This window comes from Sporosarcina sp. FSL K6-1540 (assembly GCF_038620285.1).
GTDB lineage: Bacteria > Bacillota > Bacilli > Bacillales_A > Planococcaceae > Sporosarcina > Sporosarcina psychrophila.
In genome coordinates this window covers 2,140,710-2,153,634 of the sequence record NZ_CP152018.1, presented here as the reverse complement: position 1 = coordinate 2,153,634, position 12,925 = coordinate 2,140,710, and the positions used below count along the sequence as shown (strand labels likewise).

General features: G+C 40.0%; 13 protein-coding genes. 4 read left to right on the top strand and 9 right to left on the bottom strand.

Going from position 1 to position 12,925, the window contains the following annotated elements:
- Nucleotides 1-60: 60 nt before the first annotated feature.
- A complete protein-coding gene (locus MKY15_RS09995; protein WP_342539608.1) occupies nucleotides 61-1,359 on the bottom strand; it encodes an MFS transporter in 1,299 nt (432 codons plus the stop codon).
- Between the two features lie 123 nt (nucleotides 1,360-1,482).
- Between MKY15_RS09995 and MKY15_RS09990 the strand changes: the two genes are divergently transcribed.
- Nucleotides 1,483-2,706 carry a helix-turn-helix transcriptional regulator gene (locus MKY15_RS09990; RefSeq protein ID WP_340742573.1) on the top strand — a complete coding sequence of 408 codons (1,224 nt, stop codon included), beginning with the start codon at nucleotides 1,483-1,485 and terminating at the stop codon, nucleotides 2,704-2,706.
- Nucleotides 2,707-3,009: 303 nt separating this feature from the next.
- Here MKY15_RS09990 and MKY15_RS09985 read toward each other — a convergent pair whose 3' ends face one another.
- Nucleotides 3,010-4,335: an L-cystine transporter gene (locus MKY15_RS09985; protein WP_082786789.1), complete on the bottom strand. Its 1,326-nt coding sequence runs from the start codon at nucleotides 4,333-4,335 to the stop codon at nucleotides 3,010-3,012.
- Nucleotides 4,336-4,565: 230 nt separating this feature from the next.
- Between MKY15_RS09985 and cls the strand changes: the two genes are divergently transcribed.
- Nucleotides 4,566-6,017 carry a cardiolipin synthase gene (gene cls, locus MKY15_RS09980; protein WP_067205257.1) on the top strand — a complete coding sequence of 484 codons (1,452 nt, stop codon included), beginning with the start codon at nucleotides 4,566-4,568 and terminating at the stop codon, nucleotides 6,015-6,017.
- A 201-nt stretch (nucleotides 6,018-6,218) separates the two neighbouring features.
- On the opposite strand, the gene MKY15_RS09975 is transcribed toward cls, so the two are convergent.
- Nucleotides 6,219-7,148: a M15 family metallopeptidase gene (locus tag MKY15_RS09975; protein ID WP_342539734.1), complete on the bottom strand. Its 930-nt coding sequence runs from the start codon at nucleotides 7,146-7,148 to the stop codon at nucleotides 6,219-6,221.
- 115 nt (nucleotides 7,149-7,263) lie between these two features.
- On the opposite strand from MKY15_RS09975, the gene MKY15_RS09970 reads away from it, so the two are divergent.
- Entirely contained in the window at nucleotides 7,264-8,418 is a 1,155-nt protein-coding gene (locus MKY15_RS09970) for an MFS transporter (protein WP_187046546.1), read from the top strand.
- A 160-nt stretch (nucleotides 8,419-8,578) separates the two neighbouring features.
- Here the strand turns inward: MKY15_RS09970 and MKY15_RS09965 are convergent, their stop codons facing one another.
- From MKY15_RS09965 to MKY15_RS09950, 4 genes are all read right to left on the bottom strand, one after another.
- Nucleotides 8,579-8,827, bottom strand: a complete 249-nt coding sequence (locus tag MKY15_RS09965; RefSeq protein ID WP_067205252.1) for a hypothetical protein — start codon at nucleotides 8,825-8,827, stop codon at nucleotides 8,579-8,581.
- 101 nt (nucleotides 8,828-8,928) lie between these two features.
- Entirely contained in the window at nucleotides 8,929-9,813 is an 885-nt protein-coding gene (gene yidC / locus MKY15_RS09960; protein WP_342539606.1) for a membrane protein insertase YidC, read from the bottom strand.
- 470 nt (nucleotides 9,814-10,283) lie between these two features.
- The gene (locus MKY15_RS09955; protein ID WP_187046544.1) at nucleotides 10,284-10,637 is read right to left on the bottom strand and encodes a hypothetical protein; all 354 of its coding nucleotides are present in this window, start codon (nucleotides 10,635-10,637) and stop codon (nucleotides 10,284-10,286) included.
- Between the two features lie 82 nt (nucleotides 10,638-10,719).
- Nucleotides 10,720-11,172 carry a GNAT family N-acetyltransferase gene (locus MKY15_RS09950; RefSeq protein WP_342539604.1) on the bottom strand — a complete coding sequence of 151 codons (453 nt, stop codon included), beginning with the start codon at nucleotides 11,170-11,172 and terminating at the stop codon, nucleotides 10,720-10,722.
- Nucleotides 11,173-11,270: 98 nt separating this feature from the next.
- On the opposite strand from MKY15_RS09950, the gene MKY15_RS09945 reads away from it, so the two are divergent.
- Entirely contained in the window at nucleotides 11,271-11,771 is a 501-nt protein-coding gene (locus MKY15_RS09945; protein ID WP_187046542.1) for a GNAT family N-acetyltransferase, read from the top strand.
- A 44-nt stretch (nucleotides 11,772-11,815) separates the two neighbouring features.
- Here the strand turns inward: MKY15_RS09945 and MKY15_RS09940 are convergent, their stop codons facing one another.
- On the bottom strand, nucleotides 11,816-12,289 hold the full coding sequence (locus MKY15_RS09940; RefSeq protein WP_338653771.1) for a DUF4064 domain-containing protein: 474 nt from the start codon (nucleotides 12,287-12,289) through the stop codon (nucleotides 11,816-11,818).
- A 352-nt stretch (nucleotides 12,290-12,641) separates the two neighbouring features.
- The gene (locus MKY15_RS09935) at nucleotides 12,642-12,923 is read right to left on the bottom strand and encodes a GNAT family N-acetyltransferase (RefSeq protein ID WP_067205236.1); all 282 of its coding nucleotides are present in this window, start codon (nucleotides 12,921-12,923) and stop codon (nucleotides 12,642-12,644) included.
- Nucleotides 12,924-12,925 lie beyond the last annotated feature (2 nt).

Here is a 12,925-nt window from a genome sequence, read left to right as displayed (position 1 = left end):
CCTTTCTAAAATTGAAGACAGGTGGTCTTTGCTATTTCACATTAAAAATGTTGCTAATAATTATTCTGAAATAACCTCTGATTCCTTCACATTTGAATTTCCGAGTTCCGGATGAGCTTTAATCATGACTGATGGCCGTGCCAACACGAGAATAACCCCAATTAGTATTAGACTCGAAACAATGAGAATCCATTGTGCCGGGAATATATCATATAAGAACCCGTAGATAACTACTCCAAGGGGCATAAGTGCCATCGACATTGTTTCCAGGATTGAAAATACGCGTCCTTTATAATCATCGTCAATCATTTTCTGCATCATTACTTGCATGGGCGTATTTACTATAATTATTGTTGCTCCAAAGCTAAACATGATGAATGCATAATACCCAAACATAAAATTATAGTGCATAGGTATTAAAAGAGGAATTGCTACGCTTCCCATAATGGCACCCATTCCGAGAATGCCTCGTTTTGAGACAAGCAACGGATACTTCACTTCTTTACGCATCGTCAGATAGATTGACAATAGTAGCATCCCCACCGCAAATGCACCTTCCGTCAATCCAAAATGTGTCGATACCATCTTCATCTTTTCAATAAGAATGAAGGAATAACCGACTTGGAATGCACCAAATAGAAAGTTGATGAATAAAGCAATCCAAATCAATGTCATCAGAATTGGTTGTAATTTTAAATAGGCTAATCCAGCCTTCATACTTTGCATCATCGATTCCTTCGGTTCCCCATCGACTATTTCTTTACGTTTCGCAAATAACTTGAAATTCATCGTTGATTCTAGAAATACCCCAATAATCGAAGCAGTCATATACATTATGAGAAATACCGGCATCGGGACTGTTCCATACAATAAACCACCTACCGCCGGGCTTCCGATTGCCGCAAATGAAATGGACATTTGGTTCAGAGACATCGCTTTTTGAATTCGTCCTTCATCAATAAGTCCAGTAATAGAAGAGCTGAACGTTACGCCCGAAAATGTTGATGTGATCGATAAAACAACTGTTGTAGTGTAGATTGCAATTAAAGACAATCCAGAAGTCAGACTTACAATCAAGAGCCCCCCGATTGCAAGAGTTGAAGCAACTTGAGCGGTAATAATGATTGTCTTTCTTGAATACCGATCAGCCGCGTAGCCTGCAAAAGGCGCAACGAGTGTCCGTGGTAAAAGGTTGCAAATAAGGTTCGTCGCAAAACTTGTTGCGGATCCAGTTAGTTGTAAAATGTAAAAACTAATAGCGAATGCATATACCTGTGCCCCGAACGAAGAAATGAGCTTACTGATTGTGAACGTCCACAGATGATAAGTGGCTTTTTTAAGCTTTAAAACCTCTTGCATACAAACACTCCCGTCTGAATTGTTTAATTTCATTAAACGAATAATAACATGATAAACACTTCCATTACAAGTTAAAGTTTAATATAATTAAACTACGTAATTAAAACAGTGGAGGTGTGACCTATCGAAACGTTAGGTGAGCGAATACGCAAATTACGCAAACAACGGAAATTGACGTTGGAGGCTTTAGCGGGTGATGAGCTAACAAAAGGCATGCTCAGTCTGATCGAGAATAACAAGGCGAATCCTTCGATGGAAAGCCTATCTTATATAGCAGAAAGACTCGGTGTAGAAGTGGTGGAGTTATTGGAAGAAGTGAGTACATATGAACTAAGAGCACTGCTTGAGAAAGCGGAGATTCTATATAATACCGAATTTGACGTACGGACTGATGAATACACTCAGCTCATCACGCTAGTTGAGCCCTATGTCCCAAAATTGACACAAGGTTATGAATCAGCGCGCCTATTGGAAATATATAGTCGCTGTATTTATTATGAAAAAAAGAGTGGATGGCAAGTATTTTCCGATCGAGCTGCAACAATGTATGATCTGATGAACATCATTCCGAGGCGCGCAAGCATAGGAATATTCCGGGCATTTGTCAAATTTACCGAGCATAACTATGCACAATCACTAAGTACTTTGCTCCACGAACGTTCCGAAATCGAAGCTCGAAATGCATTTATCGATCCGATGACACGGCTTGACCTCGATTATATGGAAGCTGTTCTCCTTTTTGCAGTAGGAGATTCCGAGTCTGCCATACGAGTCATGAAAAGCGGTATTGAATTCTCAAGGCAGGAGCGGGTATTTTATCGTATCGACCACTTATATAGGCTAGCAACCGCTCATGCAATTATGGAGGAAGATGAAGACCAATACGCTTATTATTTAAAGAAATTAACCCAATACGGGGATTTCACGGAAGATAAAGAAGCAATATTTTTCACGAAGTTTGCGGAAGTTCATTATTTAAATTCTTTCAAAAAGTCCTACAAGGAAGCGCAAGAACAATGGGATCAGTTCTTAGATAAAGGTAAGTATTCTAATGACTACAGTCCCTTTATTAATCTAGAAAAAGGAAAATCCTTTTTCGGATTAAATGAATTTGAACATGCACTCGTGGCCCTCGAAAAAGTGAAGATTGCAGACTATACCCATCATCCATTCGACTTGTCGATTTTTTATGAAAAGGATGCATATAAAGCACTTTGCTACATGGAATTAGGCAATCTTATTGAAGCGAGACGTCTTGCAGGACTTGCCATGCAGAACATTTCAATGATGCCCCGTACGCCTTATAAAGATTTCATTTTGGAGACATATGAATTGTTAACAAAATAAAAATACCGCAGAAGACAATCGCGTCTTCTGCGGTATTTTTTGTTTTATGATTGGTCTGAAGTGATATATGATCGGTCAACCAAATTTATGCTCGATTGCGATATTATATGATCGGTCAAGCAAGTTTATGCTCGATTGCAAAGTTATACGATCGGTCAAGCAAATTTATGCTCGATTGCAGCGTTATACGATCGGTCAAACACATTTATGCTCGATTGCAGCGTTATATGATCGGTCAAGCAAATTTATGCTCGATTGCAGCGTTATACGATCGGTCAAGCAAATTTATGCCCGATTGCACGATTATACTTCAGCCGTCTGCTTATCAAGCGGAGCGTTGTACATGTCTTTATCCAATTCACCCGTTACACGTGCAGTCGTAACACCCGCCGTCATGGATCCGCTGACATTTAATGCTGTACGGCCCATGTCGATGAGCGGTTCTACTGAAATCAGCAGTCCTGCTAATACAATCGGCAAGTCCAGTGCTGATAGAACAAGAATCGCAGCGAATGTTGCTCCGCCACCAACTCCAGCAACTCCGAATGAGCTGATTGCCACGATAGCGATCAATGTAACAAGGAATGTCGGTTCAAGCGGGTTCTGTCCTACTGAAGGCGCAATCATCACTGCAAGCATCGCAGGGTAGATTCCAGCACAACCATTTTGACCGATTGACAGGCCGAATGATCCGGCAAAGTTGGCAATACCATCAGGTACGCCGAGACGATTCGTCTGTGTATCAATGTTTAGTGGAAGCGCCCCTGCACTCGATCTTGAGGAGAAGGCAAATATCAATACTTCCCCTGCTTTTTTCACGTAAGTGATTGGGTTTAATCCCGATAGCGTAATAATGATTAAGTGAATGCCGAACATGATTAAAATCGCTACATACGAAGCAAGTACAAACTTGCCTAGACTATAGATAGCTGCAAAGTCAGACGTCGCTACGGTGGTTGCAATAATCGCTAAAATACCGTATGGAGTCAAGCGCAAGACAATCTTTACAACACCCATGATCAGAGAATAGATTGCATCGATTCCCTTTTTCACTGTAGCTGCATTTTTTTCATCTCTTCTTGTAAGTGTCAAATACGCAAATCCAAGGAATGCCGCAAAGATGACAACCCCAATTGTTGAAGTTGGTCGTGCACCTGTGAAGTCAAGAAACGGATTCGCAGGCAATAAGTCTATTAACTGATCAGGCAACGGACGGTCCGCGACTCCTTCCGATCGTTCTTCAATAGAAACACCGCGAGCAAGCTCAGCTTCCCCCTGCACTATTTCCTTCGCATCAAGGCCGAAAAGAAGTGTAACAGAAATCCCGATAACCGCGGCGATTGCAGTTGTTCCAATAAGAAGTCCTAATATCAATCCCGCCATCTTACCAAAATTCTTGCCGATTGTTATTTTCGTGAATGCCCCAAGAATTGAAATGAAAACGAGTGGCATAACAATCATCTGAAGTAATTTAACATAACCTGTTCCTATCAAGTTAAACCACGGCATAGACTCCTGCAATACTGTTGAATCTGTACCGTATGCGAAGTGTAAAATAAGTCCGTATGCGATTCCGAGACCCAGCCCGGTGAAAACACGTTTTGAAAACGAAACCTTTTTGCGATGCATACTATATAGTATACCGACGAGCAAGAGCAACCCGGCAATGTTTAAAATAAGTAATAATGTATTCACTTTTCTTCCTCCTAAGTTTTAGATAGCGTGTAGCATAAAGCACACTTTAAACCATTAATGTCTATCAGTCAAGTAGGTTTTATCTTAACTTCCACTGTTACTTCTTTTTTCTAAGTCTTCCGTTATACTAGTAAGATAAGCATTATATGTAAAGGAGGCCGCTTATGACTCAACTAATCAGCATCTCGGTTACGGCAGTTTTTATTTTGAATATATTTCTTGCGATTGCCCTTATTTTTCTAGAAAGAAGAGACCCAACCTCAACTTGGGCATGGCTCCTCGTCATATTTTTCATTCCTTTTTTCGGTTTCTTTATTTACCTTTTACTCGGCAGGCAACTGAGGGAAAAACACCTTTTCCGGTGGGAAGGACGGAGTAAAATTGGTATCGATCAATTGATTGATTATCAAATTGAAGCAATAGAAGAAGATACCCTCGAATTTAGGCTAGATGATACAGCTCACTACAAGGATATGATTTACCTTCATCTTAGAAATAACCACGCTGTCTTGACGCAAGACAATGACGTTCAGGTTTTCAACGATGGCGCAGCTAAATTTGATGCACTTATCCATGACCTCGAGCAAGCAAAGGATCATATTCATTTTCAAACTTACATTTTCAAATTGGATACCCTGGGGACTAGGATACTAAACGTTTTAATACGAAAAGCGAAGCAAGGCGTAAAAGTGCGTGTACTCTTCGATGATATCGGTTCACGAGGGCTTCGCAAGAGACACTTGAAGGAACTGATTGATAACGGAGGAGATGTTGAAGCGTTTTTCCCAGCTACTATGCCGCTTATCAATCCTCGAATGAATTTCAGGAACCATCGTAAAATCGTTGTTATCGACGGGCGAATTGGTTATGTTGGCGGATTCAACGTAGGCGATGAGTACTTGGGGCTGAACAAGAAGTTTGGCTATTGGCGCGATACACATCTGCGGATTGAAGGAAGTGCGGTACACCCGCTTCAGACGAGGTTTATATTGGACTGGAACCAAGCATCTGAAAAAAATGATATCGAATATGCAGAGCACTTCTTCCCTGCTATCCCTCGTAAAGGTTCCGTCGGGATGCAGATTGTGTCGAGTGGACCCGACTCAGAATGGGAACAGATTAAAGACGGTTATTTGAAAATGATTTTCATAGCGAAGAAATATATTTATATTCAAACGCCTTATTTCATCCCAGATATCAGCTTCTTGGACGCGCTACGCATTGCATGTCTCTCTGGAATCGATGTGCGGATAATGATTCCGAACAAGCCTGACCATATGTTTGTATACTGGGCAACCTATTCAAATGTTGGTAAATTATTAAAAGCAGGAGCCAAAGTTTATATTTATGAAAACGGCTTCCTGCATACCAAGCAAATTGTCGTTGATGATGAGCTTTCGACTGTCGGAACTGCCAATATCGATGTCCGTAGCTTCAAATTGAATTTCGAAGTCAACGCCTTCATTTATGATCGTGAAAAATCACATGAATTAGCTGAGCTTTTCGAACAGGATATGCAATTATCGACTGAATTAACCTATGAAATGTATTTGGAACGTTCTCGTCTCATTAAATTAAAAGAATCAGTTTCAAGACTACTTTCACCAATCTTATGATATAAGAAAGGCGTAATACGCCCGCTAGACGCGACAGGCATAAGTCGAGCGGCTGGCGCCTGAAGCTAGACACTAAGAAAAGCGCAAGGTGTCTGGAGTCTAAACACCGACCTAAATACTTTCTTTTCATAGAACAAAAGGGACGCACCGCTAAAATGGTACGTCCCTTTTGTTCTATGAAAATATGAGTCACTAATCTGTTTATTGGACTCCTAGATATTCTTCCAATGTGATATTGCGTTTGAAAATTTCGTCCGCAATTTCAAGACCAACATAACGGAAATGCCAAGATTCATGCATATATCCTGTAATCTGTTCTTTCCCCACTGGATAGCGCATAACGAAGCCGAATCGGTGAGCGTTTGCTGCCACCCATTTTCCTGCTTCTGTTTCCCCAAATGATGATGAAGCAAAGTGCTGTTCGAAATTCACTTCACCAATATCGAATGCCAGCCCTGTTTGATGTTCAGAATAACCCGGGCGTGCACTGTAGGTATCGGCCGCTTTCTCACCATCACGAGCAACATATCTCTCGTAAAGTGTCGTCTGGTATTCAAATGAGCGATAGGTGCTGAATGCATTGAGATTAAAACCTGTAAGTTTCGCTTCTGCCGCCATTCTTTCAAATGCCCCACGCGCTTTTTTGTCTTCTCCAGGTGCGTATGTTGCCGGAAGCGGATACTTTTTATTGGCGAGTAAAATCCCTTTTACAAACTTCGGTTCTTTAGGAAGCGTCTGACCTTCGATATATCCTCCGTTGTCAATCGCTGGATTCGGCTTTACTTCAGTACCAGATCCTGCACCGTTGTTTTTTGTTGGTTTGGATGGAGATTCAGGCGTAACCTCCTGCACTTTCCCCGGTTCGTCCTCTTCTTTCGTTTCTTCAGCATCTGGTTGCTCTACAAGGTCAGGGAGTTCGGTTGGTTCTGTTTCGTGGGCTGCGTCCTCATCCCCATTTGCAACAGACATACCAATGACTTCCTGCCCTTTTTTAATACTTTTTTCTACATCCCAGTCATTCATTCCAAGTCCAATTAGGAGTCCTGTCATAATGAAGCCGGAAATAATTAAAGTGATTGTTAAAGCTTTACCCTTTTTTTTCTTATTGGTATAGTTGTTTTTTCGTTTCATCAATAAGCCTACCTTCTCAATATATATGTATAGTCTACCATCATTTTTCTTTGTGGTCTGCGTATGCTATCATTTAATTTCACGATTATTGAATAGTTTGCAAGGGAGCGATAGGATGAAGAACCAAAGATGGCTTTCGATGAGTTTTTTCGCTTTTTTCTTTACTTGGGGCGTATTTCTTCCCTATTGGACTGGCTGGCTAACAATTGAAAAAGGTTTATCCGTAACAGCAGCAAGTTTTATTATGGGTGCTGGAATGATTGCACGATCGTTATCCACATTCCTTATCTTCCCGTATCTGACTCGAAAAATATCCATGATCCGTGTGATGAAATGGATTTCACTTACAGCACTTATTTTAACGCTCCTCTATTTACCAGACTCACCTTTCATCGTACTTCTTATTATTACCGTCCTATTCAGTGCAATCTATCCGATGATATTGCCTGCCGTCGAAAGCGGCGCGTCTATTTTAATGCAGATAGAAGGAATTCATTACGGAAAGAGCAGATCGTTCGGATCAATTGGCTACACTGTTGCTTTGTTGTTAATCGGAGCAGCTACAGCTATTTGGACTGAGCAAGCAATCCTTTACATAATGATTGTTGGGTTAACTATCTTAACATTATTTTTCATGCGACCAGCACCAGAAGCTTTGCGATTAAATCCAGTTCATGACGACACTACTAAACAAGCCATCAATTTCAAATCGCTCTTGACGTCCAAAGAATTTGCAATCGTCTTGCTACTCGCCATCCTTTTACAAGGGGCGCATGCGTCCTATTATAACTTCGGATTCATCTTCCTAGATAATCTTGGTGTTAATGGTCTTTATATCGGGATTATCTTGAATATAGCAGTGTTATTTGAAATATTGTTTTTTACACGTGCTGATCGATTGCTTGCAAACCTTAAAGTCTCCACGATGTTTCTCATAGCAGGGATCGGATCCACGGTAAGATGGGTACTAATTGCTTTATTTCCATACATATCTGTTTTCATCGGTACTCAAATACTCCATGCCTTGTCGTTTGGTGTAGCCCATTTTGCGTTCATAAAATTCATTTCTCAAAAACTGCCCCATGATCAACTTGCTACAGCACAAGGAATGTATGCAGCATTCGCGATGAGCCTGAGCACCGCAATCCTGACATTTTTAGGTGGTTACTTATATGACGTTTCACCACGGCTCGCATTTCTCGGTATGATTATTTGTTCTATTCCGGCTATCATCATCGTGCTGATGACTAGAAAGAAATATACCTATTAATAGAATAGACGCTTACCGGAAATTTCAGTTCCCGGTAAGCGTCTTTTCTTTACCTATATGTGTTGAAATAAAGAATCCTACCAACAACGCTAGGGGACGCCTTCGCTGGAGATTATATAGAATCACTCATTCAACATATATAGTTAATCATATGTTCAACTTACCTAACAATATTAAATATGAGCAACACTACAAAAGCGCCTCCGAAAAAAATAGACATCCATAACATCCATTTCGACTCGCGTACCATACCCTGCTCACGAAATGATTTCGCCCGAGCCCCATTTGTCAATGAAAACAGAGCCACCATCGACAAAACAGCGTTGTTCAAGTCGAGCTTGATGATGAAATAGACCGAAGCTAATGCGGCTGCTACAATCCCGATTCCAAATAACCATTTAGTCTGCACATCGATATCCTCCTATGCCTTGTAATCTACATATGTTGACCATTATCTGATTCCTGTAATCTGACCAGAAAAAAGGCCGAAGATTTCTCTCCAGCCTACTTTCATTTATCGTCTTTAGTGTCTATCTTTTTTACTTCTTTTACTTCTTTTACTTCTTTTACTTCTTTTACTTCTTTTACTTCTTTTACTTCTTCAGCATTTATAACCTCTTCAGCATCTTCTACAACCAGTTCAGGATGCTTGTAATAGAACTTGCGGCCTAAGTACGTTTGGAAGATAAGGAGAAGTCCCCCAACTGCCCAGTAAAGGGGTAGTGCTGCCATCGCCTTGAATGAAATGAACATAATCATAACTGGCGATAAGTAAATAAATGCTTTCATCTGTTTCTTCTGCTGCTCCGGCATTGTCCATAGTGATACACGTGCTTGGACGAAGTAAACTGCACCAGCAAGAACCATCATAATCATATCCGGCTCTCCGAGATTAAACCAAAGAAACTCATGTGTTTGTACTTCAGTAGAATTGAGGATAGCAAAGTAGAGACCCATGATGATTGGCATCTGGATGACTAACGGAAGACAACCCATATTAAGTGGATTGACACCATGCTTCGAATAAAGTCCCATCATTTCTTGCTGAAGCTTCACTTGCTCATCTTTTTGTTCTTTTTCTTTTGCTTCTTTCAAACGCTTTTGAATGTCTTCCATCTCAGGGCGGAGCGCATCCATTTTAACTTTCATATTCTGTTGCGACTTATAGTTTTTCAGCATAAGCGGCATTAGGACCAACCGGATTAATACCGTAATGAGTATAATCGACAGGCCGTAATTCCCATTGAAGAAATCACTGAAAAAATGCAGTAACCAATCCATCGGCTTAACGAAAAGATTATAAAATGTACCTTCTTTGTTCTCGATGCCTGCACAACCGCTTAGAAAAACGGCAGTGGTCATTAACATCGTAACTAATCCAATTTTCTTCTTCATTAGATTCACCTTCACTATTTCAAACTATTAAAAAGTATACCTTACCTAGTCCTCAAATTACAACGATTGACCGTTCGGAAAATTTTTTCTTCCCCAGTAATGGAGTAACGAAAATAATCTCCTGCCAGACCTCTTCGGAATTGCCTAGGTGTTTGACCGGTTTATTTTTTATCTATGCGTGTGAAATAACTTTGATTACAAAATAGAATCGCTCAGATATATCAGGAATTTTATTTTCAGGAAAACATAGGTAGTATTGAGATTCTTCCAGAGCACAAAATTTTCGTATGTACTTCATAAATTTCATTCTGTTCCGTCTTCACGAGTAGAATCCTGGAGGAGCTTCTGGGTTGTTGCCTGTCGTATATATTTTTCATTCTTCCCTCAATACCCAAATGCAAGAATCCCTAACATAATTTAATAAAAAAACACTTCCATGTAGGAAGTGTTTTTGGTATCGTACTACATTTTTATTTGATGGATTGTTCCGCGCCTAATTCGTTTTGTTCTTTTTTATGGTAGAGTCCATCTGTTTCAGGGGTCATCTTCACATCATCTTCAATTTCTTGGTTATAATAGTGGACACTCGTTTGAGCACCTTCACTTACCATTTTGTTATCTTGAAGATCATATGGATCCGAATGTCCGACTTTAGTTTCGGAAGATCTATTCAACTTTTGTGATTCGATGAATGAATCAACTTTTGTTTTCATATTACTAAAAGCCACTTGTGCCTTATCCCTATTTTCTTTTTTACTGAAGTAGGCATAAGCCCCCGCCGCCATCGTTGCAAGTAATAAATTATTATTTCGTTTACGACCCATTCAAATCATTCCTCCCAGATTTAATGAAAAAAGTATTGTATAGAGAGTATACCCTCATCTGCCAGTTTAGAAACTTTCATTTTCATACGTTTGATAAAATCATATCCACATGCGGAATTCCACCATCTTCATAAGGCTCCGAAATCGCATTAAATCCATGCTTCTCATAAAATCCAACAAGATGTTGCTGAGCCTGCAATCGAATCTTTTCAGGTTTCCAATGTTTCTTGGTAAAGTCAACGCTTCGTTCCATAAGAATATGTGCAAGCCCTGTGCCCCTTTTGTCCTCTCTGATGATGACCCGACCAATGGATGGCTCCAAATACTTCACACTAGCCGGAAGAAGCCGTGCATAGGCGGCCAGTCCTTCCTCATCGCCATCGCTACAGAATATATGAATCGCATCGTAATCATGACCATCAACTTCATGATACGCACAATTTTGCTCCACGATGAATACATCAACACGTAACTTCAACATTTCATATACTTCATGACCGCTTAATTCCCCAAATCCGTTATAAGTCCACTTCATCCAGCATCTCTCCCATATATATCATTTTCATTACATTGGTAGTTTTCATCCAAGTTATTTGTTATGATTACAAAAAGAAATGCAGAGGTGACAGTGCAATGATCCGACTAATGACTGCCATGGATAGTATGCACGTTCAACAGATTGTTTTTAAGACTTGGAACGAAACCTATAAAGATATTATTCCAGCAGAAATCCAAAAGAAATTTATCAATCGCTCCTACTCAGAAGCGATGCTATTGAAGCGCATGGAGAAAACGTATGTGCTAGTAGCCGAATGTGAAGGTATTCCTATCGGTTTTTCCAGTTTCACGAAAAAAGATGAAGATGGCGATTCTGAATTGACTGCTATGTATATTTTACCATCGCATCAGAAAATGGGCTATGGTAAAAAGTTAGTTGAATACTCTTTGTCGTTACTTTCAGACGCACAAAAACTATTTGTTTATGTAGACGAACGCAATACGGTTGGACGAGCCTTTTATGAGAAACAAGGCTTTGAGTTACTTGATATCTTTGAAGAATATTTCGAGGGTTACCCTGTAGTAACAGCCCAATATGTATTTTGTATTCATTCCCCAGCACTTGCCTTACACTAAAAAACACTTTCCCCCAATTGGAGGAAAGTGTTTTTTTTACATTATTATAAAGGTCTCATTGTTCCATCATACTTATCATCCACGAACTGCGACTCCTGTGTTAGTGGTGGTTTCTTGGTAAAACAAAGGATTCCAGCAATGTACAGAAGAATTGAAGTCAAGGAAAGAATCCCTGCAGTCAAACCTGCGATAATGAACATAATCCCAGCAAGCTTAGGATTTTTGTTCTTCCAAATGCTCACAATCCCAATTATCGTCAAGATAAAACTAATGATTAAGCTGATAATGATTAACCACATAAACCCACCTACTAGGGAAAAGACCGAATAAATTGACTCTAGTTCCATTGGTGTTAGCGTCGGATCATATGCCATCATCTCCGAATCGAATTCTACACGGAACATCGGCTCCGACTTCACATAGTTAAATAAAGCCAGTGAGGCGAAACTTAGAATAACACCTACTGCCGTAAATATGACACTTATTATCGATAATACTCTTTCTACTGTACGGCTCATGATATACACCTCTCTCTTAATCTCTATATATGATTATACGTTCAACTGAAGGATAGGTTTCACTTTTTCAAACAATAACATGACAAAGATGTTTCATTAAATAGTGAACGGGTATTCTGTATATATGCAGGCATCATAGCCCAAATTAGGAAAGGGGACGATACAAATGGAGAAGAAACTGATTTTCAGTCAAGCCGACATGATGTATACTGTCGCCGGCGCTACTGTATTAACTAGTATAGTGTACTTAATTACTTTATTGTGAGGGATTTGAATGAATCGAACTTTACCGCGTGAAATATAAAAGGCAATCCTTAGTTTTATAACTAAATGGATTGCCTTTTATTATTTTTCACACTTTTACATCATCATAATCTTTGTAGCGTTCAAAAGCTGTTACAACATACGAGCAGACAGGCTCCATTTTTAACTCTTGTTCACGCGCATAACTCGCTGCACGGTCCAGTATTTTTTTTGCAACGCCTTGTCCTCGGAGTTCAGGTGAAACGAATGTATGATCCATCACCATCACATCCCCAAGAATTGTCCATGTAATTTCTGCAAGCATCGCTCCATTTTGTTCATAACGGAACGCGAATGCATCCCCGCCCAATTCAACAAATTCGAATTCCATCT